The sequence below is a fragment of the Hyphomonas sp. J20-32 genome (genome assembly GCF_055808555.1).
Genome location: NZ_CM147873.1, coordinates 3,196,703 through 3,221,822 on the forward strand (window position 1 = coordinate 3,196,703; position 25,120 = coordinate 3,221,822).

Annotated in this window: 31 protein-coding genes; 6 read left to right on the top strand and 25 right to left on the bottom strand. The window is 66.0% G+C overall.

The genetic code is table 11. The features are described 5' to 3' along the window. The first annotated feature begins 14 nt into the window (after nucleotides 1-14). Nucleotides 15-566, top strand: coding sequence for a prepilin peptidase (locus AC0L7I_RS15500; protein WP_473397328.1), 552 nt, complete (start codon nucleotides 15-17; stop codon nucleotides 564-566). On the opposite strand, the gene AC0L7I_RS15505 is transcribed toward AC0L7I_RS15500, so the two are convergent. The 18 genes from AC0L7I_RS15505 to AC0L7I_RS15590 all read right to left on the bottom strand — a co-directional run bounded on the left by AC0L7I_RS15505 (nucleotide 563) and on the right by AC0L7I_RS15590 (nucleotide 15,030). Beyond that, the gene (locus AC0L7I_RS15505; RefSeq protein WP_473397329.1) at nucleotides 563-976 is read right to left on the bottom strand and encodes a cytochrome c-type biogenesis protein; all 414 of its coding nucleotides are present in this window, start codon (nucleotides 974-976) and stop codon (nucleotides 563-565) included. The two genes, AC0L7I_RS15500 and AC0L7I_RS15505, sit on opposite strands and share 4 nt — an antisense overlap. Continuing rightward, the gene (locus tag AC0L7I_RS15510) at nucleotides 973-2,868 is read right to left on the bottom strand and encodes a heme lyase CcmF/NrfE family subunit (RefSeq protein WP_473397330.1); all 1,896 of its coding nucleotides are present in this window, start codon (nucleotides 2,866-2,868) and stop codon (nucleotides 973-975) included. The genes AC0L7I_RS15505 and AC0L7I_RS15510 overlap by 4 nt, the downstream gene beginning before the upstream one ends. Nucleotide 2,869: 1 nt before the next feature. Next, on the bottom strand, nucleotides 2,870-3,310 hold the full coding sequence (locus AC0L7I_RS15515) for a cytochrome c maturation protein CcmE (protein ID WP_473397331.1): 441 nt from the start codon (nucleotides 3,308-3,310) through the stop codon (nucleotides 2,870-2,872). Nucleotides 3,311-3,375: 65 nt separating this feature from the next. Further along, nucleotides 3,376-3,972, bottom strand: coding sequence for a tetratricopeptide repeat protein (locus AC0L7I_RS15520; RefSeq protein WP_473397332.1), 597 nt, complete (start codon nucleotides 3,970-3,972; stop codon nucleotides 3,376-3,378). Further along, nucleotides 3,969-5,396, bottom strand: a complete 1,428-nt coding sequence (locus AC0L7I_RS15525; RefSeq protein WP_473397333.1) for an ATP-binding protein — start codon at nucleotides 5,394-5,396, stop codon at nucleotides 3,969-3,971. Before AC0L7I_RS15525 ends, AC0L7I_RS15520 begins: the two co-directional genes overlap by 4 nt. 25 nt (nucleotides 5,397-5,421) lie before the next feature. Beyond that, on the bottom strand, nucleotides 5,422-6,105 hold the full coding sequence (locus AC0L7I_RS15530) for a response regulator transcription factor (RefSeq protein WP_340692171.1): 684 nt from the start codon (nucleotides 6,103-6,105) through the stop codon (nucleotides 5,422-5,424). A gap of 34 nt (nucleotides 6,106-6,139) precedes the next feature. Beyond that, nucleotides 6,140-6,454: a PepSY domain-containing protein gene (locus tag AC0L7I_RS15535; protein WP_473397334.1), complete on the bottom strand. Its 315-nt coding sequence runs from the start codon at nucleotides 6,452-6,454 to the stop codon at nucleotides 6,140-6,142. 82 nt (nucleotides 6,455-6,536) lie between these two features. Continuing rightward, nucleotides 6,537-7,418, bottom strand: a complete 882-nt coding sequence (locus AC0L7I_RS15540) for a DnaJ C-terminal domain-containing protein (RefSeq protein ID WP_473397335.1) — start codon at nucleotides 7,416-7,418, stop codon at nucleotides 6,537-6,539. Between the two features lie 46 nt (nucleotides 7,419-7,464). Continuing rightward, entirely contained in the window at nucleotides 7,465-11,091 is a 3,627-nt protein-coding gene (locus AC0L7I_RS15545) for a baseplate multidomain protein megatron (RefSeq protein WP_473397336.1), read from the bottom strand. Nucleotides 11,092-11,095: 4 nt separating this feature from the next. Then, complete coding sequence (locus AC0L7I_RS15550; protein ID WP_473397337.1) at nucleotides 11,096-11,524, bottom strand: NlpC/P60 family protein; 429 nt, start codon at nucleotides 11,522-11,524, stop codon at nucleotides 11,096-11,098. Next, nucleotides 11,521-12,168: a DUF2163 domain-containing protein gene (locus AC0L7I_RS15555; protein WP_473397338.1), complete on the bottom strand. Its 648-nt coding sequence runs from the start codon at nucleotides 12,166-12,168 to the stop codon at nucleotides 11,521-11,523. The genes AC0L7I_RS15550 and AC0L7I_RS15555 overlap by 4 nt, the downstream gene beginning before the upstream one ends. Continuing rightward, the gene (locus tag AC0L7I_RS15560) at nucleotides 12,168-12,785 is read right to left on the bottom strand and encodes a phage distal tail protein, Rcc01695 family (protein ID WP_473397339.1); all 618 of its coding nucleotides are present in this window, start codon (nucleotides 12,783-12,785) and stop codon (nucleotides 12,168-12,170) included. The genes AC0L7I_RS15555 and AC0L7I_RS15560 overlap by 1 nt, the downstream gene beginning before the upstream one ends. Nucleotides 12,786-12,795: 10 nt before the next feature. Further along, the gene (locus tag AC0L7I_RS15565; protein WP_473397340.1) at nucleotides 12,796-13,221 is read right to left on the bottom strand and encodes a phage tail tape measure C-terminal domain-containing protein; all 426 of its coding nucleotides are present in this window, start codon (nucleotides 13,219-13,221) and stop codon (nucleotides 12,796-12,798) included. Continuing rightward, nucleotides 13,160-13,384 carry a phage tail assembly chaperone gene (locus AC0L7I_RS15570; RefSeq protein ID WP_473397341.1) on the bottom strand — a complete coding sequence of 75 codons (225 nt, stop codon included), beginning with the start codon at nucleotides 13,382-13,384 and terminating at the stop codon, nucleotides 13,160-13,162. The genes AC0L7I_RS15565 and AC0L7I_RS15570 overlap by 62 nt, the downstream gene beginning before the upstream one ends. Next, nucleotides 13,381-13,668: a GTA-gp10 family protein gene (locus AC0L7I_RS15575; RefSeq protein WP_473397342.1), complete on the bottom strand. Its 288-nt coding sequence runs from the start codon at nucleotides 13,666-13,668 to the stop codon at nucleotides 13,381-13,383. Before AC0L7I_RS15575 ends, AC0L7I_RS15570 begins: the two co-directional genes overlap by 4 nt. Then, nucleotides 13,665-14,078 (bottom strand): phage major tail protein, TP901-1 family, encoded by a 414-nt coding sequence (locus AC0L7I_RS15580; protein WP_473397343.1) that lies wholly within the window; start codon nucleotides 14,076-14,078, stop codon nucleotides 13,665-13,667. Before AC0L7I_RS15580 ends, AC0L7I_RS15575 begins: the two co-directional genes overlap by 4 nt. Beyond that, entirely contained in the window at nucleotides 14,078-14,485 is a 408-nt protein-coding gene (locus AC0L7I_RS15585; RefSeq protein WP_473397344.1) for a DUF3168 domain-containing protein, read from the bottom strand. Before AC0L7I_RS15585 ends, AC0L7I_RS15580 begins: the two co-directional genes overlap by 1 nt. Next, nucleotides 14,482-15,030, bottom strand: coding sequence for a head-tail connector protein (locus AC0L7I_RS15590; protein ID WP_473397345.1), 549 nt, complete (start codon nucleotides 15,028-15,030; stop codon nucleotides 14,482-14,484). Before AC0L7I_RS15590 ends, AC0L7I_RS15585 begins: the two co-directional genes overlap by 4 nt. 107 nt (nucleotides 15,031-15,137) lie before the next feature. On the opposite strand from AC0L7I_RS15590, the gene AC0L7I_RS15595 reads away from it, so the two are divergent. After that, nucleotides 15,138-15,584 carry a hypothetical protein gene (locus tag AC0L7I_RS15595; protein WP_473397346.1) on the top strand — a complete coding sequence of 149 codons (447 nt, stop codon included), beginning with the start codon at nucleotides 15,138-15,140 and terminating at the stop codon, nucleotides 15,582-15,584. A gap of 12 nt (nucleotides 15,585-15,596) precedes the next feature. Here AC0L7I_RS15595 and AC0L7I_RS15600 read toward each other — a convergent pair whose 3' ends face one another. The 5 genes from AC0L7I_RS15600 to AC0L7I_RS15620 form a co-directional block, all read right to left on the bottom strand. Then, nucleotides 15,597-15,800, bottom strand: coding sequence for a hypothetical protein (locus tag AC0L7I_RS15600; protein ID WP_473397347.1), 204 nt, complete (start codon nucleotides 15,798-15,800; stop codon nucleotides 15,597-15,599). Between the two features lie 109 nt (nucleotides 15,801-15,909). Then, nucleotides 15,910-17,085, bottom strand: a complete 1,176-nt coding sequence (locus AC0L7I_RS15605) for a phage major capsid protein (RefSeq protein WP_473397348.1) — start codon at nucleotides 17,083-17,085, stop codon at nucleotides 15,910-15,912. Between the two features lie 26 nt (nucleotides 17,086-17,111). Further along, nucleotides 17,112-17,522 (bottom strand): HK97 family phage prohead protease, encoded by a 411-nt coding sequence (locus AC0L7I_RS15610; protein WP_473397349.1) that lies wholly within the window; start codon nucleotides 17,520-17,522, stop codon nucleotides 17,112-17,114. Further along, a complete protein-coding gene (locus AC0L7I_RS15615) occupies nucleotides 17,515-17,745 on the bottom strand; it encodes a hypothetical protein (RefSeq protein ID WP_473397350.1) in 231 nt (76 codons plus the stop codon). Before AC0L7I_RS15615 ends, AC0L7I_RS15610 begins: the two co-directional genes overlap by 8 nt. After that, nucleotides 17,742-18,866, bottom strand: a complete 1,125-nt coding sequence (locus AC0L7I_RS15620) for a phage portal protein (protein WP_473397351.1) — start codon at nucleotides 18,864-18,866, stop codon at nucleotides 17,742-17,744. The genes AC0L7I_RS15615 and AC0L7I_RS15620 overlap by 4 nt, the downstream gene beginning before the upstream one ends. 227 nt (nucleotides 18,867-19,093) lie before the next feature. Here AC0L7I_RS15620 and AC0L7I_RS15625 point away from each other — a divergent pair, with 227 nt between their 5' ends. Together AC0L7I_RS15625 and AC0L7I_RS15630 are read left to right on the top strand one after the other, a co-directional pair. Continuing rightward, nucleotides 19,094-19,978 carry a ParA family protein gene (locus AC0L7I_RS15625; RefSeq protein WP_473397352.1) on the top strand — a complete coding sequence of 295 codons (885 nt, stop codon included), beginning with the start codon at nucleotides 19,094-19,096 and terminating at the stop codon, nucleotides 19,976-19,978. Beyond that, a complete protein-coding gene (locus tag AC0L7I_RS15630) occupies nucleotides 19,975-20,421 on the top strand; it encodes a hypothetical protein (protein WP_473397353.1) in 447 nt (148 codons plus the stop codon). The genes AC0L7I_RS15625 and AC0L7I_RS15630 overlap by 4 nt, the downstream gene beginning before the upstream one ends. Here AC0L7I_RS15630 and AC0L7I_RS15635 read toward each other — a convergent pair. Together AC0L7I_RS15635 and AC0L7I_RS15640 are read right to left on the bottom strand one after the other, a co-directional pair. Next, entirely contained in the window at nucleotides 20,418-21,557 is a 1,140-nt protein-coding gene (locus AC0L7I_RS15635; RefSeq protein ID WP_473399167.1) for a DNA-packaging protein, read from the bottom strand. The genes AC0L7I_RS15630 and AC0L7I_RS15635 overlap by 4 nt on opposite strands. Next, on the bottom strand, nucleotides 21,517-22,125 hold the full coding sequence (locus tag AC0L7I_RS15640; protein WP_473397354.1) for a hypothetical protein: 609 nt from the start codon (nucleotides 22,123-22,125) through the stop codon (nucleotides 21,517-21,519). The genes AC0L7I_RS15635 and AC0L7I_RS15640 overlap by 41 nt, the downstream gene beginning before the upstream one ends. A 166-nt stretch (nucleotides 22,126-22,291) precedes the next feature. On the opposite strand from AC0L7I_RS15640, the gene AC0L7I_RS15645 reads away from it, so the two are divergent. Together AC0L7I_RS15645 and AC0L7I_RS15650 are read left to right on the top strand one after the other, a co-directional pair. After that, nucleotides 22,292-24,505 carry a marine proteobacterial sortase target protein gene (locus tag AC0L7I_RS15645; protein ID WP_473397355.1) on the top strand — a complete coding sequence of 738 codons (2,214 nt, stop codon included), beginning with the start codon at nucleotides 22,292-22,294 and terminating at the stop codon, nucleotides 24,503-24,505. After that, nucleotides 24,495-25,115: a class GN sortase gene (locus tag AC0L7I_RS15650; RefSeq protein WP_473397356.1), complete on the top strand. Its 621-nt coding sequence runs from the start codon at nucleotides 24,495-24,497 to the stop codon at nucleotides 25,113-25,115. Before AC0L7I_RS15645 ends, AC0L7I_RS15650 begins: the two co-directional genes overlap by 11 nt. Nucleotides 25,116-25,120 lie beyond the last annotated feature (5 nt).

Below are 25,120 nucleotides of genomic sequence, written 5' to 3' on the forward strand. Positions count from 1 at the left end.
CGGTCCGACACGCCATGAAGCCTACCTATATTTTCCTCGCGATCACGGTGCCGGCCATGATCGCCAGCGCCTGGCTCCTGGCAGCGCCGGGAACGATTCTCCTGTCGCTCAGCCTCGGCACCCTGCTGGTCGCCCTCTCGGCCATCGATATCAAGACGATGCGCCTGCCCGACGCGCTCACCTTTTCCGTGCTTCTCTTCGGCGTCATCATGGTCGCCCTGACGCGACCAGACCTCTGGCCGCACCACCTGCTTGGCGCCGGGATCGGTTATGTCGCGCTGGTCGGGCTGGAGCTTGCCTACAAGCGCCTGCGCGGCCGCGATGGGCTTGGCCGGGGCGACGCGAAGCTGCTCGGCGCCATCGGCATGTGGGTCGCCTGGACAGGCCTTGCCCCAGTCCTGCTCGTCGCCTCTGTGTCGGGTCTCCTCGCCGCTCTTGCCGCCAGTCTCGTCGGAAAGCGCTCCCTGTCTGGCAAAACGCCAATGGCTTTTGGTCCATGGATCGCGCTGGGCGGCTGGGTCGTCTGGCTGGCCGCGCCGCACCTGGTGTTGGTCCCGCTCGGCTAGATCTCGTCCGGCACCACAGGTTCGGCGCCCGCCTTGCGCCATCGTGCCACGCCAAAGGCAATCAGCCCGCCAATGACGAGCAAGCCGAACGGCGCCCCCCACAGGATGAAGCCGTCCAGGCCCGTCCGCTTCGGCCGGAACAGCACGAATTCGCCATACCGGCTCTCGAACCAGTCACGCACCTCGCCATCGCTCGCGCCTTCGCCGATCATCACCCGCACACGGGCGCGCATGTCTTCGGCGATCGCTGCTGAGGATTGCGAGATCGGCTCGTTTTCGCAGGCCACACAGCGCAGCTCCCGCATCAGCGCCTGCGCCCGCGCCTCCTCGGCCGGGTCGTCGAGGACCTGGCTCATCGATGTCAGGGCAAACCCGAACGCGAACAAGCTCAAAAACAAGGCCCTGATCATTCGGCGGTCCTCCTGTGTCTCACCGGAACCATGCCAAACAAGGCCCCCAGCGCCATCAGTGCGACGCCAAGATACACGAAATCGATCAGCGGATTGAAATAGACCCGGAACACCCAGCGCGTTTCGCCATCGACGTCGCGCCGGTCGCCCAGCGCAACATAAAGGTCACCTGTGCCGGTCTTGTGAATCGCGGTTTCGGTCGTCGGCATCCTTGAGGCCGGATAGTAGCGCTTGGTCGGCGCCAAATCCGCCTTCACTCCGCCCTTGCGGGCCGTCAGCACGGCCTTGTCGGCATACCAGTTCTTGCCCTCGATCGCGTGCACGTCCTTGAGCGTGATGTTCCAGCCCGCCACGATGCCCGATCCGCCTGCCGGCAGGGCCAGGGTCGCCTCATAGCGCTGCGTCGTTTCCACAACCGCGCCCATGATGAACACGCCCAACCCGATATGCGCCAGCGTCATGCCCCAAATCCTGAGCGGAAGCCGGAACACGCGGGCCAGCGTCACCGCCCGACGCCTGACTTCCCACAGCGCGCCAAAAATCAGCCAGAGCGCCAGCGTCAGCCCAAAGGCTGCGCCCAGCGGAATGTCCCACAATCCGACGCCGAGCAGCAGGAACACCGCCACCAGCCCAATTCCGCCCGCTGCCCACTTCCACAGGCCCGAGAGATCGGCCTTGCCCCAGGTCCACGCCTGCACCACGGGCAAGACCGCCAGCAGCGCGGCCAGCATCGGCACGAAAGTCAGCCGGAAATACGGTTCGCCGACCGATATCGTCCGTCCCGTCGCTTCCGCGATCAGCGGAAACAGCGTGCCCAGCAGCACCGTCAGCGCCGCCACGACGAGCACCACATTGTTTGTCGCCAGCGCGCCTTCGCGGCTCAGCATCTGCCACGGCTTGCCCCCATCGAGCTTGGGCGCCCGAAAGGCAAACAGGCCGAGCGCAAGGCCGCCATAGACGACCAGCCCGCCCAGCAGCAGCATCCCGCGCTTCGGGTCCACCGCAAACGCATGCACCGAGGTCAGCACGCCGGAGCGTACAAGAAAGGCGCCCATGATCGAGAACAGGAAGGCCAACACCGCCAGCAGCGCCGTCCACGCGGCAAAGCTGCCACGCTTCTCGGTCACCACCACCGAGTGCAACAGCGCCGCCCCGATCAGCCAGGGCATCAGCGAGGCATTTTCCACCGGATCCCAGAACCACCAGCCACCCCAGCCGAGCTCGTAATAGGCCCAGTAAGAGCCAAGCGCGATGCCGATCGTCAGCGGGATGAAGGCCGCCAGCGCCCAGCGCCGCGCCTCCTTGGCCCAGACCCGGTCGATGCGACCGTCCATCAGGCCTGCTGCTGCGAGCGCGAACACGAAGGAAAAGCCGACATAGCCGAGATAAAGCATCGGTGGGTGCGAGGCGAGCGCCACGTCCTGCAGGACGGGATTCAGGCCGGCCCCCTGCAGCGGCGCAGGGTCGAGCCGCAAATAGGGTGAGGAGGCAAACAGGAGGTAGGCCAGCGCGCCTGTGGCGAGCCAGCCCTGCACACCCAGCGCCCGCGCCTCGAACACATCGCGCCCGGTGCGCATCCACAGCGCCCCCGCCGCGCCGAATCCAAGAGTCACCAGGCACCAGAGCGCCATCGATCCTTCGTGGTTTCCCCAGACCCCGGCCAGCTTGTAGATCATCGGTTTCAGCGTGTGGGAATTGTTGGCGGCCAGCGCCAGCGAAAAATCTGATTGCGCAAACGCCACCAGCAGTGTCGCGAAGGACAGCACCATCACCGTGAACGCCACGACCGCCGCGCGCCCTGCCAGCGCCCGCGCGCCGGTCAGGCCCAGCACGCCCTGCGCCAGCGACGCCGCAAGCGCAAGGAACGCCGCAAGGTGGCCGAGTTCGATCATGTCAGCTGGCGCTTGCGTCCGGGCCTGCGCCCAGCGGCTTCAGCTCGCGCGGCTGGTAATTTTCATCATGCTTGGCCAGCAACTGGCGGGCGGTAAACTTTCCGTCCGCGTCGAACGAGCCGATTGCCACCACGCCCTGCCCTTCGCGGAACAGGTCCGGCGCAATACCGGTAAAGCTCACGGTGATCGTCGCCGGGCTATTGTCGATGACCGTGAACACGATCTCGCTGCCATCGCCCGGATAGGTGAGCGATCCCGGGGCCACCCAGCCACCGACCTTCACGTCCTTGCCGATCTCCGGCATGCCATTTTCGGCAAGAACTTCAGGCGTGTAGAACAGGTTCGCGTTCTGCCGCAGCGCGATGAAGGCGAGCGTCGCAGCAGCCAGCAACAGTGCGGCAGCAACGGCAAATGTCCACAATCTGCGGGTCCGGGCTCTCATGTTGCCAGTGTATACTGGCAACTGCCGGAAATGACAGTGCGGCAGATGCAGCAGCGCACCTGCCGCTATTCTGCGGGAAGTGCCTCGCTGTCGCCAATCACGTCCAGCATCGCCCCGAAGCGTTCGCGGCGCGGATCGTCAGGCGGCAATATGGCGAACACGGCCCGCATCATCTGCGCGGCCTTTTCCTGGTCGCCGGCCTGTGCGGCGCCCATGGCCGCCCACATGCCCGCCTGCACCTGTGTATTGTCCAGCTCATAGGCCCGCGCAAACAGCCGGGCCGCGTCGGGTCCGACCTGGCCATCGCTCATCTCGACCAGCACCTGAGCCAGCCCCACCAGTGCCGGAACAAATGTCGCGTCCCGCCGCAGGGCCGACTGGTAGGCCCTTGCTGCATCGTCCGGCCGATTCTGGGCGCGCAGAACTTCACCGATGAAATAGTGCGGCTCTGGCGCGTCCGGTTTGTCGACGGCCGTCTGCTCGAGCCGCGCCAGCGTTTCCGCTGCCGTCAGCGTTTCCGGCGCCGTGCGGATCTTTTCCATGATCTCGTGCTGGCGTTCGGCCATCGGACTGTCGGCCATGCCGGGTTGCCCGATGGCAAGATATCCGCCCACGCCAAGCGCCAGGCAAAACGCGACGATGATCATCTGCATCCGAGTCATGATTTCGGAAACCTCAATCTTGCGCGCAGGCCACCCTGGGCGCTTTCGTCAAGTTCAAGCTTGCCTTTGTGCAACTCGGCCAGCTCGGTAACAATCGACAGGCCGAGGCCAGTCCCCGGAATCGTTTCGTCCAGCCGCACGCCGCGCTTCAGCGCGCCTTCGCGTTCGACCGGTGAGAGGCCAGGCCCGTCATCTTCGACATCAATAACCAGTTCTTGCGGCACGTCAGATATATGCACCAGCACATCGGCCTTCGCCCACTTGCAGGCATTGTCCATCAGGTTGCCGATCATTTCTTCGAAATCCTGTTTCTCGCCGCGGAATACTGCGCCAGTGTCTCCCTCAACACTGACATTGATGCCCTTGGCATCGAACAGCCGGTTCAGCAACCGGGCAAGCGCTTCAACCACCGGCGTTACATCGGTGCGCGCGCCCAGTGTCTCGGCCCGCGCCGCCATCCGCGCGCGTTTCAGGTAATGCTCGACATTCGCATGCATGGACTCGGTCTGTCGCCTCACGACATCGTCCAGCTGTGTCTCGCCCTTGGCCTCGTTGCGCAGAACCGCAATCGGCGTTTTCAGAGCATGCGCAAGATTGCCGACATGCGTCCTGGCACGTTCGACCACATCACGATTGTGACCGATCAGCTTGTTCAGTTCCTCCGTCAGGGGACGAACTTCAGTCGGGTACCCTTCCCGCAAGGTCTGCCGCGTGCCTGCGCGGATATCCGCGATGTCGCGCTCGATCCGCTTAAGCGGCTGGAGCGTGAACCGGATTCCGGCCACCATGGCGGCAAACACGCCGCCGAACAGGGCAATCATCGTGCCCAGAAGCATGCTGCGAAAGCGCGTGGCAGCCGCATCGTTTGGTGTACGGTCGGCTGCAGCCACGAGCACCAGCGGTGTATCCCTGTTCTCGACGATGATCGCTTCCGCCGCCACCCGTACGCGTTGTTCTGCGGGTCCTTCATAATCTGCAAATTGCGCCACCCCCGGCTCAGCAACTGCCTGGCGGATCTGCTTGGGTGTCACGGGCACAGCCTCGTCCCACAGGCTTTTGGAGCGCAGGTCCCCCTGGATCGACAAATCGGGCTTCAGGCCAACCACCGCCCAGTAACGCCCCGAATATTGCGTCTGGAAACGGGCATCATGTGACAGGAATTCCCGTTCGGCATCGGTCACCCGACCATCTTCAAGGAAGGCACCCTCCTGGGTCATTTCCCGCGTCAGCGCGACCAGTGTCTGCTCAAGGTCTTCTTCCAGGAGGGACAGGGTCTGCGCGCGGTACAGCGCCGACAGGGCCAGCGCTCCACCGATCAGGACCACCAGCCCCCACAGGGCCGCCGCAAGCATCATCCGCCGGGCCAGCGAAACGCCGGGCCAGCGATCAATGAAACGGGTGACGGAGTTGCCCGGTGAGTCCATTCAGTCGGTCTGGCACGCCGGGCGCCTACCCTGCAACGCGCGCTTCATTCTCGGGAACGATCAGGCGATAGCCAAGGCCGCGCTCGGTCTGGATACGCTCAACGCCAATTTTGCGGCGCAATCGCCCGATAAACACTTCAATCGTGTTCGAATCGCGATCGAAATCCTGATCATAGATATGCTCGACCAGTTCGGTGCGCGGCACGACCCGACCCTGATGGTGCATCAGGTAGGAGAGAACCCGGTATTCGTGGGCTGTCAGCTTGATCGGCTCGCCGTTCACCATGGCCCGCGCAGCGCGCGTATCGACCATCAGCTTGCCCGCTTCCAGCGTTGCCGCTGAATGGCCGGCGGCCCGGCGTAACAGCGCCCGAAGCCGCGCCAGCAATTCTTCCGTCACGAAGGGCTTGGCCAGGTAATCATCGGCGCCGGCATCGAAGCCTGCCACTTTTTCGCTCCACTGGTCTCTTGCGGTAAGGATGAGAACGGGAAAGGATTTTCCATCCGCGCGCCATTTCTTCAGGATGCTGACGCCGTCCATCTTGGGCAGGCCCAGGTCCAGGATCACCGCATCATAGGGTTCAGTGTCGCCAAGGAAGTGCCCGTCCTCGCCATCAGCGGCAAGATCGACGGCATAGCCTGACTGGGACAGGACATCCGCCAGCTGGCGGCGCAGGTCGGCGTCATCTTCAACTACCAGGATACGCATGGAAATTACCTTCCGTAGAACGGGTTAACACGAATCACGCGCCGCGACGATCCGTGATCGATCCGGACTGGGCGTCGACGACAAAGCGCATCTTACGCCCGTCTTCTGTCATCCAGTCTATGTGATATTCTGCCCCGCCACCTTGTCTTGAAACAAGGTCTGCGCCGAGCTGGTAGCCGCCATATTCGCGTTTCAGCCTCTGGAAAATCCGGCTTAGAGGAACCGTTTTTCCGTCCCGCACAGCGTCGCGCGCCTGCCCCGGCGAAAAAGAATCTCCCCAACCCTGCGCGATCGCAGGTCCGGAAGACAACAGCGCCATGGCTGCAAGGGAGGCAAAAAACCGCTTCATGGGCCCAGCGTATAGGGTCAAAGCCCTGAATGTGAAGTGAACATCTGTGCGAGAAGTGCTCAGAATGCACATGATGTCCGGACTACTTCCCTGAGGCCCACTTCTTCAGGCCGGGATCATTCGGATCATCCAGCATTATCTTGAGCCGCGCATACAGGTTTCCCGGTGTGCTGGCCTGCACCCCCTTGCCGCGCAGGCGTAGCTGGGCGTCCGAGTTCGAGCCCGCCGGGACTTTCAGCGTCACAGGGCCCGAGGGCGTCCTGACCTCGACGCTGCCGCCGAGCACCGCTGTCTTGAGGCTGATCGGCACGGACATGCGCAAATCCTTGCCATCGCGCTCCCATATATTGCTGGGGCGCACTTCCACTTCCAGCAGCGCGTCGCCGGGAGCGCCTCCGCTGGGCGAGGGCTGGCCTTGGCTCTTGAGGCGCAGCGTCTGGCCGGTGTCGATGCCCGCCGGGATATTGACGTCCAGCGCGGTGCCATCTGCCATGGTCATCCGGCGACGCGCGCCCGTGACGGCATCCTCGAACGAGATTTCGACCCGGTAGCGTATGTCCCGGCCCTTTTGCGGCCCAGGACTACGCCGGCGCCCGCCGCCCCCGAACATGCCACCCAGAATGTCTTCGAATGGATCGCCCTGCGGGCCTTCAAACGGACTGCCTCCACGCGATTCCCAGCGATAGCTACCGCCTCCACCCGGAAAGCCGCCTCGCCCTCCGCCCGCAAAGCCCATTGGGTTTCCATCGCCATCGATCTCGCCGCGGTCGAACTTGCCCTTCTTTTCCTTGTCGCCAAGAATATCCCAGGCCTGCGACACGCGCTTGAACTCTTCCATCTTCTTCGCGTCATCGGGATGAAGGTCCGGGTGCAGGGCCTTCGCCTTGTTGCGATAGGCTTTTTTGATCTCCCCCTCACTTGCGGTGCGGGGAACGCCAAGCACGGTGTAGGGATCGAGGGCCAAGGGCGGGTCTTCCTTATCGTTGTGAAGAAATCAGTTCCGCACAGAGTTAGGATGTTCCGGTGCCGATTGAAACCCATGGCCCGGTGCGACCATCAGTGCTTATTTCGGCCACCCGCGCGGCAATTGCACTGCCGGGAAGCGTTGCCTGCGGCACGTCGACATCAAACCGGCCTCCAAACCCGCTACCGGTATCCACTTCTATTGCGAACCGACCCTGGTTCGCCGCCTCGGGAAACGTCCAGCTTTCGGCTACGTCTTCGCCGCGCCGCGTCCACTGCAACTGGTCGCCCGACCGCCGCAAGTGCGCCACACTCCATGGCAGGCCTGCCCTGTTCTCGAAGGCCAAAGTGGCCGCAACTTCTTGCTCCGCGGCACGCCAGTCCATGTCCAGCCCAATCTCGCCCGGCCTGACTGATGCGCGAGCCAATGCCCCGTCCAGCAACACGATCCGTGCCCCAGCCTCCGACGCCGCACTCACGCTGCCTTGCTGGCCTCGCAACAGGCCGCTCAGCGCCCACGTGTCCGCATCCATCAGTTCGGCGCTGGTGAATTGGACCAGTTCCCATCCTGCCTCGGTCTCCAGCAGCACCGCGTTGCCGCCGCCCAGCACAAGCGCCTCCGGCAGGCTCGCAAACGCGCCGCCCGGCGAATAAACACGCAGGACATTCGCCCAGTCCCACCGCCCGACTGGCCCGGTCCCGACCGACTCCGTCAACCGTCCAATCACGGCCGGCCGTGTCAGCGTCGCCCGCTCGCGCATCGCATCTGCCGCAAGCCCGGCCAGAACGCGCACCTCGCCGGGCCATGGGTCTGCCCAGGCCGCCACTAGCGGACCCGCCGTGCCACTCGCGTCCGGCAGGCGCGGTGCGTCCACCACGACCAGATCGACGGCGCCAAATGCGGGTGCGGGCGGAGCTATTGGCCCCGGCGCCAACTCGCGCACCCGTGCCAGCACATCCACACTCCCCAACAGAGACAGACCACGCACCGCGCCTACATCAGTCACATCGCTCACCCGCCAAACTGCGCCGCCATCCACCCGCAGCCCGTCTCCCGCCTCCAGCGCCAGTCCGTTCAGTGGCAGGCCCGCCTCGGCCGTCTTGGCATTGGTCGAGGACGCCAACAGGAACCGCGCCACCGCCTCGGCCCGCCCTGCACCCAACACCAGCGGCAGGCTCACATCCACGCTGAGACGCGGGTCGCCGCCTTCCAACCGGGCCTCAGCCACGCCGGGCTGGTAGTCGTTTTCGAGGTCCACATAAGTCAGCCGCAACCGCTCGGGCGTCTTGTCCACCAGCTTCCGCGTGCGTTGCAGGCCGCCTTCGACGAGATCCGCTGACGCCACATCCAGCACCGGGCCTTCGCCCTGCATCTGGAACACGAGCATCCCGTCCCGCTCCACGCACTCAAACCCGAACGCAGCCTTTAGCGGCTCCAGCGCCGCCCGCACCGAGTGCACGCCATCAAGGCCATATCCCTCCACCACGCCATCCAACTCGCGCGTGTCCACATCGGCCACGCCGCCCCGCCCACAGATATCCGCCACCACATCCGCCAGCGGAGCAAGGCCCGCCCGTCCGTTCAGCCAGTGCCCGCGCGCCCAATTGCCGCCATCGCCCCACACCTCCGTGCGCACCGGCCAGGCCGGGAAAGGCCGCCCGTCCCACGCCCAGACGAAACTCGCCTCCACCAGCGGGCCCGCCTCGAAATGCGCGAGCGTCACCGCCAACGCCCGCTTCTGGAACACATCGTCCCGCGCCCCGGTCGAGTACGGCGGCAGCGCACTCTCGCTACTCTTGGGATCGAAGAACAGGTTCGGCGCATTGCCACCCTTGTCCACGGCCGCAAAGCCCACCTCGCTCAACCGCACAGGCTTTGATCCCGGAACCCATCCCGTCGGCACCGCCGCCCGCACGCCGCCGGGCCGCGGATAATGCTGCGCCCCGGCCCAGCCAGTCAGGTCCTTCGCGCGGAACACCCAATGCTCGCCATGCGTCGCATCCTGTATGGACGCGCGAATTTGCGCGTCTCGGTCGGCCTCGCTGGCATAATACCAGTCGTACGCCTCGCCGCCGGCCAGCTGCATGGCCAGGTAGTCCGGGTCGTCCGCCGCCTTGTATCCCGCCATCGCATCGAGATGCACATCTCCCGCACGCCAGTCTCCCATCGGCGGATACCAGTCGATCGCCACATAATCCACATTTTCATCCGCCCACAGCGCATCCAGCGGGAATAACACATCCCCGCTCCCATCCACCGGCACATAGGCGCCATATTCTGTCCAGTCCGCGGCATAGGACACCTTCGTCCCCGGCAGCAGCGCCTTCACATCCGCCGCAATGCTCACCAGCTTCTCAACGAACGGAAACGCTCCCGTTTCGTCCCGCACGCGCGTCAGGCCCACCATCTCGCTGCCAATCAGGAAGGCCTCCACGCCTCCCGCTGCCAATGCCAGGTCGGCATGGTGCAGGATGAACCGCCGGAAGCCCCACACTCCCTCGACAAAATCCTCGATCTCTGCCCGCGCCGCTGCGGTCCCGTCCGCGCCTACAGTCACGCGTCCGCGCCACGGCAGCCCGTCCGAATCCATGAACAGGAAGGGCGACAGCGTCACCGCAATCCCCCGCGCCTGCATTTCCTGAATGGCCTGCACCACAGACGCATCCGCCGGCGTCCCGCCATAGCTGGCATTGCCGTCTTCATCGCGCGAGATCAGGTACGCACTCCCGCGCCCCACGCCGTCAACACTCCAGCTCATCGGCGTGGTCACGCGCTCGGCCACTTCCACGCCGGGCCGTATCTGGCACGTGCCCGCCGCCACCGAATCCCCGAACCAGCCGACCGTCAGCGCCGCGTGGGTCACACGCGGCAGGTCACGCTCCAGCTGGTCCAGCGATACGAGGAAATCCGCCCGCGCCTCGCCTGAATTCGCATTCAGCGCCCGTTCGTGTCCCGGTGCCAGCCGCTCGCGCACGATTTGCGTCGCATAGGCAAACTCGCCCGAGGCCGGGATTACGTTCACCCCCGTCACGCTATCGCCCAGTCCGGCCTCGCTCCCGCCCTCGGGCACCCGCGCCACCTCGAACGACAGCTGCGGCAGCCGATTGCCGAAATCGTCCAGCGGCAAATCCTCGAACACGATGTATGCGACGCCCCGATAGGCCGGCGCTTCGTCTTCGATCATCGCGATCAACGGGTCCGGCGCCTGCTCCTCCGTCCCCGTATAAATCCGATGCATCACGCCCGACAGGTCAAATGCCTCGCCATTCGCCCATGCCCGCTGCACCCCAAGGATCGGCCCCTCGCCCAGCGCCACCGCAAAGCTCACCGAATAGGAAAATTCGGAAACCTTCGGCCCGCCCTTTCCGCCTGTGCTGCGGGTTGCCTTCTCTTCCCTGAACCGCGCCGCCCAGATCACCTGCCCGCCGACGCGCATCTTGCCATAGACGCCGGGAATACCCGCCCCCTCGCGTGCCTCCATCACGTGCAGGCCTTTCACACGCGGGCCTTCCAGTGGCCCGGCAAACGCCGCATCCAGCGCGCGCCCGGCCGCCGACCCGATTGCCCGGCCCAGCGTCGCCCCTGCCACGGTCTGCCCCAGAACCTGCAAGCCCTGCGGCAACGCCCAACGGCCCACCGCTGCGCCGAGTTCGGATAAAACAACCTGCGCCATGCCGTCAGTCCTCCATGCCCGGAAATTCAAACGCCGCTACGATCCGCCGCCGCCACCAGTTCACCAGCCGCGTCTCCACAACTGCCCGTCCCCAATAGGCATGCACCACGCTATCGCCCGCGAGGATTCCGCAATGCTTGGCCGGCACGCCCATCCCCATGCGGAAAACAAGAACGTCCCCATCCCGCGCAGCGCCTACCGGCACCTCACGCAAATGCCGCCGCGCCGCTGCCAGCAGTGTTTCCTGTCCCAGCGCCTCGGCCCAGTCCGGCGTATAGGCCGGCACGGCTTCCGGTTCGGCCCCCACCAGTTCCCGCCACACGCCGCGCACCAGGCCGAGGCAATCGCAGCCTGCCCCCTTCAGGCTTGCCTGGTGCCGGTAGGGCGTGCCGATCCAGTCCCGCGCCGCCGCGACGATCTCCGCCCGCCTCATCTCTTGCTCCCATCATTGCGTCCCGCCGCTGGCCCCGCCAGCACGAAGTCCGATCCCGGCATGTGCGGGAAGCCGCGGAAGTTCTCCGTGTTCGCAAACGTGTCCCGGCACGTCTCCCAGCGCTGGTCGCAAGCAATGCCCGGGAACGCGCCGACATCCACGCCGCACCGCGCATCCCCCAGCGCCGCATCGCAGCGCCGCGCATAGACGCGCCCCACGGGCCGCTCCAGGTCAGCCTTGGCCGACACGAGTTCAGCCTGGAACGCCGTCTCCCCGCGCGTCACTTCGCTGAGGCGCCCGCTCCACACGCACACGAACAGGTCCGGCCGCTGCCAATCCACGCGCTGCACATTGACGGCTGCGCCATCCCACAGGCCCGCCGCAAGATCGGCTTCCGTGATCGCGTCATGCGACAGTGCCCCGCCCGCCGCTGCCTGTCCCGGCTTCAGCCCGGCAGAGCTTGTGAACGCCCCCGCCACCAGCGCCTCGCCAGGCTGGTAGGTCACGCCATCCACCACCAGCGCACGGTCATGCTCCGTCACTGCCAGCACGAACCCGTCCGCCCGGGTCAGCCGCCAGCACAGGCATGTCGTCATTGCCCCGCTTGCCAGCCGCGCCGAAAATTCCGCCTCCAGGATGCGCATCAGCCGACCAGCTCCACCAGCGGCACGCCCAAAACGCGCCCTGCGCCGAACGCCTCCAGGCTCACATCCAGCCGGTCGGTATCGAACCGTACCGGGCAGTCAAACCGGAACCCGGCACTCACCAATGCGCCTTCACCCGGCGCCACGTCCAGCATCACCATGCCGGTCGTCGCATCCACGTCCGCCCCTGCCACAACACCATCCACCGCCACGATCACGGTCCCCGCAACAGGTTTCAGGATCGGGCGCCAATAGGCGCCATAGGCCTTGCGCAGTGCGAACACCCGCGTCACGCCATCTCCCGTGCCCAGCATCTGGTCCGTCCCGCTCACCACGCCGTCCGGTGCGCCGGACCGGTCGTCCAGCGCATCGCGGAACCGGAAGCCATGCAGCCGCCCGCCCCTCGCCTCGAAAAAGCTCACCAGCGCCTGCAGCGCCTCCAGCCGCGTCACCGCACTGCCCACATCCCAGCGCCGGCGCGATCCTGCCCACACGGCATTCCTCGCCTCGCCGCCGCTCGCCAAAGGCACGACCTCCGTGCGACGCTCCGGCCCGCCACTCGCGGCCAGCGCCAGCGGCAGCGGGAAGCTCACCTCATGGAAATTCGCCAAACTCATTGGAAACACCTCACAGGAATCGCCCTCCGCTCGACACCAGCCGCGCCAGCGTCGCCGCTATCGCGCCCCGGCTCTGCATCGCGCCGCGTTCATCCGTCCCCGGCGCGAAATTCATGTTCAGGTTCACCGCCTGCCCCTGGCCGCCTCCCTGTCCCAGCGCCAGCACAGCTTCCGCTGCCACCCGCGCCAGGTCCCGCAGGATCGCCTCCGCCATCCGCTCGAAATCCAGCTCGCCGCTGTGCGCCGCCTGCCCCAGCGCTGCCGCGATTCCGTCTCCGGCGCGCCCGAACGCGGCCTCCAGCGCCTCGGCCGCCGCCACGCCCGGTCCTTCTGCCAGCGCCGTCAGCGCCTCTGCGGCCGATGCCATCTGGTCTTCAAACTCCGCCATCACCTGCTCCAAATGCTTCTGTGTCCCCGGCGCAGGCAGGGGCCTCATCCGGATATCGCAACATCAGCCCCTCTAGCTCACCCGGGCTCATCCCGCCCTCGCCAGTCCCTGCCAGCCACCGCCACTCCCGCATGCTAAGCCGCCAGAATTCCCCCGGTCCCACGCCCGCCTTCAGCGCCGCGCGCCACATCGCCGCCCAGGGCAACATCATCCTGCCAGTCCCAGACGGAACGCCTCGGCCACTGCTGCCGCCGCGGCGCCGGGGCTCACGTCGCCCGGCTCCAGGACAGCCTTCGGTCCCTCGCCGCCGCGCAGCAGCGCGCCCAGCACCACCACCATGTCGGCCGCCCGCAGCGCGCGCATCCGCGCGTCCAACTCGCTGATCCGATCGCACCCGAAAGCCGCCTCGATCTCCGCCAGCGCACCCAGCGTCAGGCATAGCCGCCGCTCGCGCTCGCCGATCACCAGCGCCACCTCGCCCCGGGCCGCGTTCATGGCAACGCCGCGAACGTCACGAGGCCCGCGCTCTCCAGAGTCACGGCAAAGCCTGCCTCGCCATCATGCTCGCCACTCCAGCTCAGATCGGTAATCTGGAACGCGCCCTCCAGCGTGCCAAAGCCGGGTACGACCAATTGCCAGTCCGGCGCCTCACCTGCGAAGAACACAGCCCGCATCCGCGCGTCGCTGGCCGCATCCTTGAACACGCCGCGCCCGGTCACTTTCGCCGCCTTCACGCCCGCCCCGGCCACCAGTTCGCGCCACGCTTCCGGGCTGTCGGCGCTAGTGCCGTCCACCGCGCCCGCCGAAAGCTGGATCCGGCTCGCCCGCACGCCCGCCAATGTCACGAACCCGCCCGCGCCGTCTGAAATCTTCAACAGCAGGTCCCTGCCCCTTTGCCCCGCCATCAGGACGCCTCCTCTGAAATGATCCGCATTCGTATGAGTCCGCGAAAGGAATCGCCGCCACTGGCCCGCATCGTGTCGGCATAAATGACATGCGCCATCACCACATGATGGCCCGCCACATCCCAGGCCATGCCCTCGAGCGCAGCGCGGATGGCCGAGAGCGCATCCTTCGCCTCTATCAGCCCGCCCTCGCGGCTTGTCACCGCGATGGAAATCTTGTGCTCCGTGTCGCCAGCGCCTGTCGGAACGCTCTCGTGCCGCTCGATTCGTGCAAAAGGGAACGCAGGCGCCCGCGTCTCGTCATCATACACGCGCGCGGGGTCCCCGAACGCCGCCACCACACCCGCATCCGCACGCAGGCCCGCCATCAGCGCCGCCTGCACCGCTGCTTCCGCCCGCCCGCTCACAGCTTCACCCCGCGCCGCGCCGACACGATCGCGCTCACCTCGTCCGGCAGGTCGTTGCCTGCGGCCTCGCGTCGATAGGCTTCCAGCACCAGCAGTTTCAGCGCCAGCACCAGATCCTCCGGCACTTGCCCCGCCACACCATAGCCCGCCTCAAAAACGGCCTCGATCCGCCCGCCTTCGGGCACCAGTGGCAGCGCGTTCCATGGCCGCAGCTCCAGCCGCCCGCACCGCACCCGGAACCGCCCGGTCACCAGTTCGGCCACGTCTTCGGCGTCCACCACGTTCACAGACACCAAGGCCGAAACCGGCCCGGCTCCCAGCCACGCACCGCCTCGTGTCACCCCGCTCGGCCAGCCTTCCCAGGTCTGCTTCAGCGTGCGCGTCACCAGCGCCAGCCCGCTCGCCGCCTCCAGCCGCGCCCGCGCCGACGCGATCAGCGCCGTCACCAGCGCATCTTCACCATCCGTGCCGATACGCAGGTAGTCCTTCGCCGCACTCAGGGACAAAGCTTCCCCGTCCGGCGGTGTGATCACCGTCAGTGTCATGTCAAATTCCCATAGTCTTTCAGCCCTTCAGCAGGCCGTTTCCTTTTGGTTCAGCACTTGTGAGGCAGTATGAAAGCCAATTCCCGCCCCTACTCCCGGAGCCGCCCTTGCCTCGTTCTCTTGTCTTTGCCGCCGCTCTGGCCCTCGCTGCCCCGCCTGCCACCGCGCAGCGAACGGACTATATGAACGGCAACTACCAGCATGGCGTGGAATCCGGCGCCGTGCCGCAAACCGCATCCGAGATGGTCGCCTGCGCCTCTCACTGGGCCGTCTGGTCGCAAAGCGCCGCTACGGACTGGGATGCCGACTTCATCGCCGATCTCGATCCCGACCTGCGCCCCGCCGAAAGCGAACTTGCCGCCGGTTACTGGGCCACGATGGCAAGCGACCGCTACAAGACCGAGACCGGCGACACCGCCCTGTTTGAACAGGAGGTCGGTGTCGCCACCCCGCAGGCCATCCAGTCCTATTCCAACCTGATGACCAGTTCCGATGCCCGCGTCCGCTACCACATGTTCCGCATCCTCGGCGCCTGCCACCTCACCTTTGAGTGAGACGCGACGCGCCTAGACCAGTGCCGTCAGCTTGCTGATGATCATGCCGCCCACCGGCAGGCCGACCTGGCGCACGAGTTCGTCGTCAATGCCAGTCTCGGTCGACTTGATCAGCGTCGCCAGCGCCTCGGCGGCCCTTGTCGTGAACTCTTCCTGCTGCGGCTTGGTCAGCAGCGCGGCCTGGCGGATCAGGGCAATAATCACGGATTCAATCATGGTTTTCTCCTTGGTTTGAAAAAGAAAAAGAGGGTCCGCCTCCCCGGCGGAAGCCGGGGTCTCATGCTGCACGAGATCCCGGCTTTCGCCGGGAAAACGGAATGGAAAATCAGAAAACCATCGCTTTAATGGCATCAAAATTCTGAACGCCCCCGCCCACACGTTTCGTCGTGTAGAACAGCACATAGGGCTTGGCCGAATACGGGTCGCGCAGCACGCGGGCGCCCTGCCGGTCGGCAATCAGGTAACCGCGCCGGAAATCGCCAAACGCGATCGCCGCATTGCCCGTGCCGATATCCGGCATGTCTTCCATCTCGGTCACGGCATAACCCATGATCGTCGCCGGTTCGCCGCCGCTGCCGGGCTGCCACAGGTAGCGCCCGTCGACATCCTTCAGCTTGCGGACGGCAGACACCGTGCGCCGGTTCATCACGAAACGGGCTCCGGCCCGGAACTGGCTTTTCGGCGTATAGATCAGGTCGATAATCTGGTCGGCTGCATCGGTCGCGGTAAAGTCCCCGGCCACCGATCCGATCTTGCCCCAGACATGGCTCGCCTCGGCGACGATCTCATAATCGAGGAAGCCGCGCGGCTTCGCCGATCCATCGCCGCTTACAAAGGCAGCCGATTCCTGCGCCGCAAAGGCGCTCTCCACCTCGTCGGCCAGCCAGGCGTCGATATCGGCATAAGAATCCTCCAGCAGGGCCTGCGTGGCCGCCGGCATCGCATAGAGTTCCCCCGCCGGGAATTCGAGCAGCGACAGGCCGGTCACGCTCGTCTCCGTCCGCGCATCGGTCTCGCCCACCCAGCTGGCCGCCGCGCCAAGGCCCACAGGTTTCTTGAACACGCCAGCAGAGGTCTGCCGCACGGTCGCAATCGCACGCATCGGGCTCGCCGCCAGCAGGCGCGCCTCGATCAGCCGGTCGAGTTCCGGCGGGGCAACATAGCCGCCTTGCGCGTCCGTTCCCGTGTTCAGCGCCTTCACGTCCAGCCGCGCCATGCCGCTGTCATCCCCCGTGCGCAGGTAATGCGCCCACGCTTGGCTGCGCGCATCTTCGTCCGGCGTCGCCGGCGCCGCGCCGATCTCGGGCCGGGCCATTTTCAGGCTCAGCGCCTCCAGCTTCTGGTCAATCCGCGCCAGCCGCTCGTCGGTCAGCGGGTCGCTCGCGCCCTTCGCCTCGATCTCGCTCAGGCGTTCATCATTCGCCTGCCGGAACGCCTCGAACGCAGCCATCATTTCGGCCACTTCCGGTTTCGGCCCCGCCATTTTCGTTTCCTTGGTCATGCTTTCTCCTTCACCAATCCCACGGCTCACGCCGCTTTCCGCTCACCGCCGAGCAGCGCAAACCGCGCCCGGGCCAGCATCGGCGCTGCCACCAGCGACACTTCCACCAGGTCCACCTCGACCAGTTCGCGGCCACCTGCCCTGCGCACCCGCCACAGCCGTGGCCGGAACCCGATCGACAAGCCGTCCAGCCCCTGCCGCGCCATTGCCTGCGCACCCTCGGCCTCCACCAGGCCGCGCACATACAGGCCGCGTCCGTCCTCGATCATCCGTGTCCAACGCCCGGCCACTGCGCCGCTGCGGTGCTGCAACAACATCGGCAGGGCGCGCATTTCCCGCAGGCTCCGCGCAAACGCCCCCGCCCGCACGACATCCCCGGCCGCATCTGCCACCCCGAACAGGCTGGCATAGCCTTCGATCAGCAGGGCGCTACTCATCCCGCCCCTCCAGGGTCCGTTCGATCCGGTCGAGCTGCAGGCGCACGGCGTCCAGCCCCGCCTCCACCCGCGCCAGCCGTTCGCCCACGGGCTGCCTTGCCGCCACTGTCCGTTCCAGCACGGTGATGCGCTCTGCCGCCGAGCCGGCCCAGACCAGCGCGCCGCCCGTCTGCACCAGCACCGCCATTGCGAAGGCCAGCGTGATCTTCTTCTCGAAATTCATGTGCTCAGCCCCGCGATGGCGCGCTTCTCGTCCAGCGTCGCAAAGCTGGCCGCCTCCAGCCGCGCCCACAGCGCATCGCGCTCCACCGACAGGGCAGGCACCCGGTCCACGTCGCAGCGCACGTCCACATCGCCGCCAAAGGGCACGTCCAGCCACAGCGACAGGGCCGCCGCCGTCTTCTCGGCCAGCGGCAACACGGTCATCCGCCAGAAGGCGAGATTGGCCTCGCGATAGTTCGAATACGTATTGTCCCCTGGTATGCCCAGCAGCATCGGCGGCACGCCCAGCGCCAGCGCAATCTCGCGCGCCGCCGCGTGGCGCGCTTCCTGGAAATCCATCTCCGCCGGTGACAGCGACATCGGCTGCCATTCCAGCCCGCCTTCAAGCAACAGGGGCCGCCCGGCATTGGCGGCGCCGGCATAGTGCGCTTCCAGTTCGGCCTTGAGGGTCTCGTACTGGTCGTCCGGCAACCGCCCGCCCGCGCCATAGACCAGTGCGCCCGACGGTTTAGCCGAATTGTCGATCAGCGCCTTGGCCCAGTCCGCACTCGCATTGTGCAGGTCCAGCGCCCGGCGCGCCGCGCCCAGCGGCGGCAGACCCATCACATCGTCGAGCGGATTGAACAGTTTCAGGTGCAGCACCGGGCTCCAGCCCGTCTCCTCACGCCTGATCATCCGCTCGCCGCGCCGCTCGCGCACCGCCCACGCCTCGACCCAACCGCGCGCATCCGTCACCGGCCGCACACTGTCGGGCCTGAGCGCGAACAGAGCCGCAATGCCCGTCCGTCCGTCGATCTGCACCGCCTCGACAAAGGCGTTCCCGGCCAGCTGCATCTGCGTGTAGACGCCTTCCAGGAAGCCCGCCCCCGCCATGTCGGGCGCCGGCTGGCGCAGCAGTTTCTCCGCGCCTTCATGCCGCGTCACCAGCGGCACGCTGGCGGCCGCTTCGGCCACCATGCGGATACAGCGATAGGCCACGGCATTGCGCAAATAGCCGTCCTGCGTCAGCGCCGCCGCGTCGCGTCCGCCCCAGGCCGCAGACCCGAGCTGTGACAGCGCAACCAGCGGCACGGCGGCCTTGGATTCACGCCGCGTCCTTGCAAAGGGCCAGCTCAGGTTCATGTCGCGCCTCGCTTTCATTGGAACCTCGTCCGATGTCGCGAATTTAACCCGGCCAGGCCTGCGGTCGGAGAAGAAGGCCGATTTTCCAAGGAATCCTCGGGTCCTACATTGGAAAGTTGAGGGAAAACGGCCTCCGGCTCCTGCATTTTTCCACCTGCGGGCAATAGCCATACCGGCCCAAATCTGCTTTGTGCCGCGCTTGTGACAGGGGAAGAGGAGCTAGCAGCATGTCGGCACGCGTCATCTCGATCGCGAACTCGAAGGGCGGTGTCGGCAAGACAACCACCTGCGTCAGTCTCGCCGAAGCCTTTGCCGCTTCCGGCCGTCGCACACTCGTCGTCGATCTCGACACCCAGGCCAACGCGTCCCTGCTCGTCTATGGCCACGAGGGCGACGAACACCTGTTCAAGGCAATCAACGAGTACGCGACCATTTCCGACTGGCTGCTGGAAAACTTCTTCGCCGGCGAGCAAAAGCGACTGTCCGAATTTGTCGTCACCAATGCCAGCGATGTCACGCATCAGGGCAAGTCGCTGCCGCTGGACCTGATCCCGTCCTCGCCGCGCCTGCGCAAGACAGAGCGCGAGCTGATCTACGAGCTCACGGCCAAGCAATATTCGATGGAAGCGCTGCAGGGCCAGGTCGGCCGCCGACTGCGCGACGATTTCAACCTTCTCAAGGCCGACTACGACGTCATCATCTGCGACTGCCCGCCCGGCATCTCGGTGATGACCGAGAGCGTCCTTGCGGCCAGCCATCTGATCATTGTGCCCACGATCCCGGATTTCATGTCCACGCTCGGCCTCGACCTGTTCACCGGCGACATCATGAAAAACCTGCGTGACCGCGACATCGAAAGCCTGCCGGTCGTGCTGGCGACACGGTTCGATGACTCGCCGCACCAGAAAGTTGTCCTCCAGGCCATGCGCGATGCCGCAAACGCCAAGGAAGCCGAATTCGAAATGTTCGACACGGTCATTCCGCTCAGGACCGGCTTTGCCTCCAACCCGATCGAACTCGGCCCGGATCCGACCCTCGCCGCCAAATGGCCCGGCGAAGCGCTCGGCATCATCGACAAGCTTCTCAAGGAAGTTCAGGAGCGCCTGAAATGAGCGGACTGACGGCGACCGGGGGCGCCGCCGCGCTGGCAGCCCTGCTCGACAATCGCGAGCGTTTCGACAAGCTGCTCGACAAGGACTTTGCCGCCGCGACCGGCCTCCTCGTCCGCAAGCTCATGAATGCCGGTGGCCAGACCCGCGACGACATGATCGCCCTGCGCGACGCGGTCGGCGCCGAGATATTCGAGACGGAACTCAAGAAACTGTCCGCTCACCAGGCGCGGCTGCTTGCCCGGCGCCTCGACAAGACGGTCGATGATTTCGAAGTGTCCACCGCTGGCGCCGCCGCTGCGCACATTCGCAAGGTCATGTCCGGCGAGCCAACCGTCACCGAAGCCGCCCCTGCGGGCGACACGCCAGACGACACGCCGCCTACCGATGACGACACGCCCAAGAACAGCTATTTCGGCCGCAAGTCCTTCCGCGCCGGAAACTAGAGCGGGCGAACACGCGGTCCCTCGCCGCGTTCCAGCATCAGCGCCCACACAGCCCAGACCAGCGCGTCCACACGGTCCGGCGATCCGGTAAAGCCGTCCGCCCCGAACCGGCACATCTGGTCCTCCAGCGTTGCCATCAGGCCGACATGCGCCACCTTGCCCTGCTCGTAGAGCAATGCCACAGGCAGGGCCCGCGCCCGCTTGCCGAGCCGCGCATGCACCAGCCTCACGGGCAACCGGCAGCCCGCACTCACCAGCGTCTGGCGCACCATTTCGCCGCCCTGGTTCGCTTCGGCAATGATCATTGATGCGCCCACGGCCTCAGCAAGGGTCACGGCCCGGCCCGCCCAGTCGGCTGGCCGCAGTCCCGGCGCCGACGCATCGCCCAGCACGAAACAGCGCCTCCCGAAACCGGGCGCTTCAGCCACACCCGCCGCCACGATCCCGCACGCATCCGCCTTCGGCCCGCTCGTTGCCGGCGGGTCCACCGCCACGACAATGTCTGCCATCGCGGGCGCGGCGAACACGCGCAACTGATCGATACTGCTCCGCACGAAGAGCGCACCTTCCGGGTCTGCGATCAGCTCGCCCATCAATTCCTGCCGCGCCAGCGACGACTGGCCATAGGCAGCTTCCATGGCCGCCACGAAACCGGGCGACAGGTTGACCGCATTCTGCCGCGTTGCACCGCGGGTCATCACGCTGTCGGGCGCGCCCACCAGTCGCCTCACCAGGTCCACCGGCCTCGGCGTGGTCGTCGCCACACAGCGCGGGCTCGGCCCCAGACGCAACGCCATCTGCAGATTGTCCCACACGGCCTCGCCCTTCGCCCAGGCGCCCAGCTCGTCGCACCAGGCGGCATCGAATTGCGGCCCGCGCAAGCTGTCCGGGTCTTCTGCCGAAAAGGCGAATCCCTCCGCTCCGTTCGGCCAGACCAGCCGCCGCCGCGATACTTCATAAACCGGCACGCCGCCCGCACCTTCGAGATGCCGCAGGCCGCTCGGCCCTTCAATCATCACTTCGCGCACGTCGGACAGCGCCGGCCCCACCAGCGCCACCCGCTGGCATCCGGCATTCACCGCCATGCGCACCCATTCAGCCCCCGCCCTTGTCTTGCCAGCGCCGCGTCCGCCCATGAACAACCATGTCCGCCAATCGCCCTGCGGCGGAACCTGCGAATCCAACGCCTCGAACAGGAATGGATTTTGTTTCAGGTAGGCCCGCATTGCCGCATCGAGATAGTCGAGCCCCTTCAGCGCAATCTGTCTCAGCACGTAGTCTTGCGGCGTCCAGGCGTCGTTGTTGCTCAACCGCTTCAAGGCGCTCCCAAACGTCATCCTCGTCCTCCGCCTCATCAATTTCAGGGTCCGTGTCGTCCGACGCACTGCGGCTCGCAGCACGCATCGCCGCTTCGGTGTGGCGCACCTCAGCTGCCAGCCGCAGCATCTGCGGGCGCTCCACGTCGCCGCCATTCGCCATCGCCTCGGCCAGCACGTCGAACTCCCGGCGCAGGCTCAACCATGCCATCTCGAACGGCACCTCGGGCCCGTCGAGGCCGCGCGCGCGGATCGCTGCGTTCACCGTTTTCCGGTCCCGCCCCATCCGCCCGGCAATCGCGTCGCCCGTAAATCCCAGCAGCCAGAAAAGACGCATCTCCCGCGCCTCTCGCTCACTCACCTGCAATCGTTTTCCCGCTTCAATCATGGGGCGGAGTATACGGCAAAAGGGAGTCCGGTCGGACACGACCGCCCTAATCCCCGCACCAAACCGCCCAAAACAAGTACCGCCCCTGCCTGAAAGCCAGACCTTTCCTGCCGCATTCGGGGCGCAGCTTCCAATCATTGCAATTCAGCAATGAAAGGAAAACGCCATGCTCGCCGCCGTCAGGATACGTGCCCACGCCCCCCTCTTGTCCCGCTCGGGTCAGTGGCTCGGATCGATCCTGACGGCGGCGGCTTTCGCGGCCGGCGCCGCCTGGGCCGATCAGGAGCCGCGCCTCGTCACCCCGAATGACGCCACCACCGGCGCCCTTCTGCTCAAGTCCTCCACGCCCGGGAAATATATCGAAGCCCCATCCCTGCTCACCGATGTGCAGATCGACATATCCGGCCCCATCGCCCGCACCCGCGTCACCCAGCGTTTCGAGAACACGACCGATGGCTGGATCGAAGGCGTCTACGTCTTCCCCCTTCCGGACGAAAGCGCCGTCGATACGCTGCGTATGCAGATCGGCGACCGCTTCATCGAAGGCATGATCGAAGAGCGCCAGAAGGCGAAGGCCATCTACGAACAGGCCAAGGCAGAAGGCCGGAAGACCGCCCTGCTAGAACAGGAACGTCCCAACCTGTTCACCAATTCCGTCGCGAATATCGGCCCTGGCGAAACGGTCATTGTCCAGATCGAATACCAGGAAACGGTCCGGCTGGCAGACGACCAGTTCTCCCTCCGGTTCCCGATGGTGGTTGGCCCGCGCTACAACCCCGCCCCGCGAATCCTCACGGCCTCGCTCGGCGATGACGGCTGGGCCGTGATCGACCCCGTGCCAGACCGGGACCGCATCTCGCCGCCGGTCCTCAACCCGAAACTGGGGAACACGAACCCGCTTACGCTGAGTGTTTCCCTGAATGCCGGTTTCCCCGTCGGAGAACTGGAATCCACCTATCACCCAATGGACGTGGACTGGTCCGGCACAAGCGCCGCCAACCTTACCCTGTCGGCAGGCAGCGTCCCGGCCAATCGCGACTTTGAACTCACCTGGCGCCCCAAGGCCTCACGTGCCCCATCGGCAGCCCTGTTCCGGGAAACGGTCGAAGGCGAACCCTACTACCTGCTGATGGTCACGCCGCCGGTCGCCTCCCATGCCGCGCCGCCGCCCCCGCGCGAGATCACCTTCATCATCGATACGTCCGGCTCCATGGGCGGAGAATCCATCCGTCAGGCCCGCCAGAGCCTCGCCATGGCCGTCCAGCGGCTCGCACCCGGTGACCGTTTCAATGTGATCGAGTTCAATTCCGTCACCAACGCCCTGTTCGACCACCCAGTCGATGCCACGCCGTCAAACCTCGCCCGTGCCACGCGCTGGGTCGAAGGCCTCGAAGCCACCGGCGGCACTGAAATGCTCCCGGCCCTGCGCGAGGCCCTTGCCGATCACGGCAATGCCGACGGCCGCCTGCGCCAGGTCATCTTCCTCACCGACGGCGCCATCGGCAACGAGCAGCAACTGTTCGAAACCATCAGCCAGCACCGCAAGGACGCCCGCATCTTCACCGTCGGCATCGGCTCGGCCCCAAACAGCTTCTTCATGTCCCGCGCGGCCGAGCTGGGGCAAGGCACTTTCACCCATATCGGCAATGTCGACGAAGTCGCCACCCGCATGAGCGCGCTCTTCAACAGGCTCGAAAGCCCGGCCATCACCAACCTCGCCGCCACATGGCCGGACGGCTCGACAGTCGAAGCATGGCCATCGCCCCTGCCGGATGTCTATGCCGGCGAGACGCTGGTCATCGCTGCCCACGCCGCCACGAAGGATGGACTTGTCTGGATCTCGGGCCTCAATGGCGACCAGCCATGGAAGGTGGGTCTCCCCCTGAAACAGGCGGCCGAACGGAACGGCATCTCCAAACTCTGGGCCCGCAAGAAGATTGCCTCGCTTGAATTGGACCGGGCCCGCACCGACACGCTGCCGGACCTGATCGACGACCAGATCCTGAGCGTCGCCCTCGCTCACCATCTCGTCTCGCGCCTCACCAGCCTCGTCGCCGTGGACGTCACCCCCACCCGGCCGGACGGCGCAGCACTCGACAGCGCAAACGTGCCGCTGAACCTCCCGGCAGGCTGGGATTTCGGCAAGGTCTTCGGCCATGACGGCATCCGCTCGGACGCTCCGATGATCCCGGCTGACGCGCTGGCCCTCCGCAAGCCCGGCGCGCAGGACGCCAACGCCCCGAAACAAGTCGAACGCGGCGTACCCCTGCCGAATACCGGCACGCTTTCCGACCTGAAACTGCTTGCGGGTATAATCCTCGTCCTCATGGGCTTCATGGTGAAGCTCGTCTTCCGGAGGATGCGCTATCATGCGGCTTGACGCGCTTGCTGCTTATCCTCCCCCTTCAAAGGGGCGGGGGGGCGTTTTTCTCGCAACCGCCCTCATCCTCGCCGGCCTCCTCCTGTTCGGGAACGGCGCGTACATGAAGGCCAAGGCCCAGTTTTCCCAGGTCCTCCTCGCCCATGCCTGGGAAAGGACGCTGGCTGGCGACACAGGCGTTCGGCCATGGCCCTGGGCCGACATCACCCCCGCCGCACGGCTCGAACTCCCCCGTCTCCACGCCGCCGCCATCGTGCTCACCGGCACCAGCGGACAGGCCCTCGCCTTCGGTCCCGGCCTGATGGCCGGCTCAGCGGCCCCCGGCCAGCCCGGCCTCGCCCTGCTTGCTGGCCACCGCGACAGCCATTTTGCTTTCCTGCAGCGCGTGGTCATCGGCGATGAAATACAGTTTACCGGCCCGGACGGCGTGGCCCACACCTACCGGCTGATTGAAACGCGGATCGTCGACGCTGACGCCAGCAGCCTCACCCCCGGCGGTAACGGACCGGCCACCCTCGCCCTGACCACGTGCTACCCCTTCGACGCCCTCACACCCACCCCACAGCGCTTCGTCACCCTCGCGACGCTGGTGAGCAGATCAACAACTTGAATTAA

Coding starts and splice junctions, on each gene's coding strand:
- AC0L7I_RS15500 (WP_473397328.1), top strand. CDS start 15: ATGAAGCCTACCTATATTTTCCTCGCGATCACGGTGCCGGCCATGATC.
- AC0L7I_RS15505 (WP_473397329.1), bottom strand. CDS start 976: ATGATCAGGGCCTTGTTTTTGAGCTTGTTCGCGTTCGGGTTTGCCCTG.
- AC0L7I_RS15510 (WP_473397330.1), bottom strand. CDS start 2,868: ATGATCGAACTCGGCCACCTTGCGGCGTTCCTTGCGCTTGCGGCGTCG.
- AC0L7I_RS15515 (WP_473397331.1), bottom strand. CDS start 3,310: ATGAGAGCCCGGACCCGCAGATTGTGGACATTTGCCGTTGCTGCCGCA.
- AC0L7I_RS15520 (WP_473397332.1), bottom strand. CDS start 3,972: ATGACTCGGATGCAGATGATCATCGTCGCGTTTTGCCTGGCGCTTGGC.
- AC0L7I_RS15525 (WP_473397333.1), bottom strand. CDS start 5,396: ATGGACTCACCGGGCAACTCCGTCACCCGTTTCATTGATCGCTGGCCC.
- AC0L7I_RS15530 (WP_340692171.1), bottom strand. CDS start 6,105: ATGCGTATCCTGGTAGTTGAAGATGACGCCGACCTGCGCCGCCAGCTG.
- AC0L7I_RS15535 (WP_473397334.1), bottom strand. CDS start 6,454: ATGAAGCGGTTTTTTGCCTCCCTTGCAGCCATGGCGCTGTTGTCTTCC.
- AC0L7I_RS15545 (WP_473397336.1), bottom strand. CDS start 11,091: ATGGCGCAGGTTGTTTTATCCGAACTCGGCGCAGCGGTGGGCCGTTGG.
- AC0L7I_RS15550 (WP_473397337.1), bottom strand. CDS start 11,524: ATGAGGCGGGCGGAGATCGTCGCGGCGGCGCGGGACTGGATCGGCACG.
- AC0L7I_RS15555 (WP_473397338.1), bottom strand. CDS start 12,168: ATGCGCATCCTGGAGGCGGAATTTTCGGCGCGGCTGGCAAGCGGGGCA.
- AC0L7I_RS15560 (WP_473397339.1), bottom strand. CDS start 12,785: ATGAGTTTGGCGAATTTCCATGAGGTGAGCTTCCCGCTGCCGCTGGCG.
- AC0L7I_RS15565 (WP_473397340.1), bottom strand. CDS start 13,221: ATGAGGCCCCTGCCTGCGCCGGGGACACAGAAGCATTTGGAGCAGGTG.
- AC0L7I_RS15570 (WP_473397341.1), bottom strand. CDS start 13,384: ATGATGTTGCCCTGGGCGGCGATGTGGCGCGCGGCGCTGAAGGCGGGC.
- AC0L7I_RS15575 (WP_473397342.1), bottom strand. CDS start 13,668: ATGAACGCGGCCCGGGGCGAGGTGGCGCTGGTGATCGGCGAGCGCGAG.
- AC0L7I_RS15580 (WP_473397343.1), bottom strand. CDS start 14,078: ATGGCGGGGCAAAGGGGCAGGGACCTGCTGTTGAAGATTTCAGACGGC.
- AC0L7I_RS15590 (WP_473397345.1), bottom strand. CDS start 15,030: ATGACACTGACGGTGATCACACCGCCGGACGGGGAAGCTTTGTCCCTG.
- AC0L7I_RS15600 (WP_473397347.1), bottom strand. CDS start 15,800: ATGATTGAATCCGTGATTATTGCCCTGATCCGCCAGGCCGCGCTGCTG.
- AC0L7I_RS15605 (WP_473397348.1), bottom strand. CDS start 17,085: ATGACCAAGGAAACGAAAATGGCGGGGCCGAAACCGGAAGTGGCCGAA.
- AC0L7I_RS15610 (WP_473397349.1), bottom strand. CDS start 17,522: ATGAGTAGCGCCCTGCTGATCGAAGGCTATGCCAGCCTGTTCGGGGTG.
- AC0L7I_RS15615 (WP_473397350.1), bottom strand. CDS start 17,745: ATGAATTTCGAGAAGAAGATCACGCTGGCCTTCGCAATGGCGGTGCTG.
- AC0L7I_RS15620 (WP_473397351.1), bottom strand. CDS start 18,866: ATGAACCTGAGCTGGCCCTTTGCAAGGACGCGGCGTGAATCCAAGGCC.
- AC0L7I_RS15625 (WP_473397352.1), top strand. CDS start 19,094: ATGTCGGCACGCGTCATCTCGATCGCGAACTCGAAGGGCGGTGTCGGC.
- AC0L7I_RS15630 (WP_473397353.1), top strand. CDS start 19,975: ATGAGCGGACTGACGGCGACCGGGGGCGCCGCCGCGCTGGCAGCCCTG.
- AC0L7I_RS15635 (WP_473399167.1), bottom strand. CDS start 21,557: ATGGGCGGACGCGGCGCTGGCAAGACAAGGGCGGGGGCTGAATGGGTG.
- AC0L7I_RS15640 (WP_473397354.1), bottom strand. CDS start 22,125: ATGATTGAAGCGGGAAAACGATTGCAGGTGAGTGAGCGAGAGGCGCGG.
- AC0L7I_RS15645 (WP_473397355.1), top strand. CDS start 22,292: ATGCTCGCCGCCGTCAGGATACGTGCCCACGCCCCCCTCTTGTCCCGC.
- AC0L7I_RS15650 (WP_473397356.1), top strand. CDS start 24,495: ATGCGGCTTGACGCGCTTGCTGCTTATCCTCCCCCTTCAAAGGGGCGG.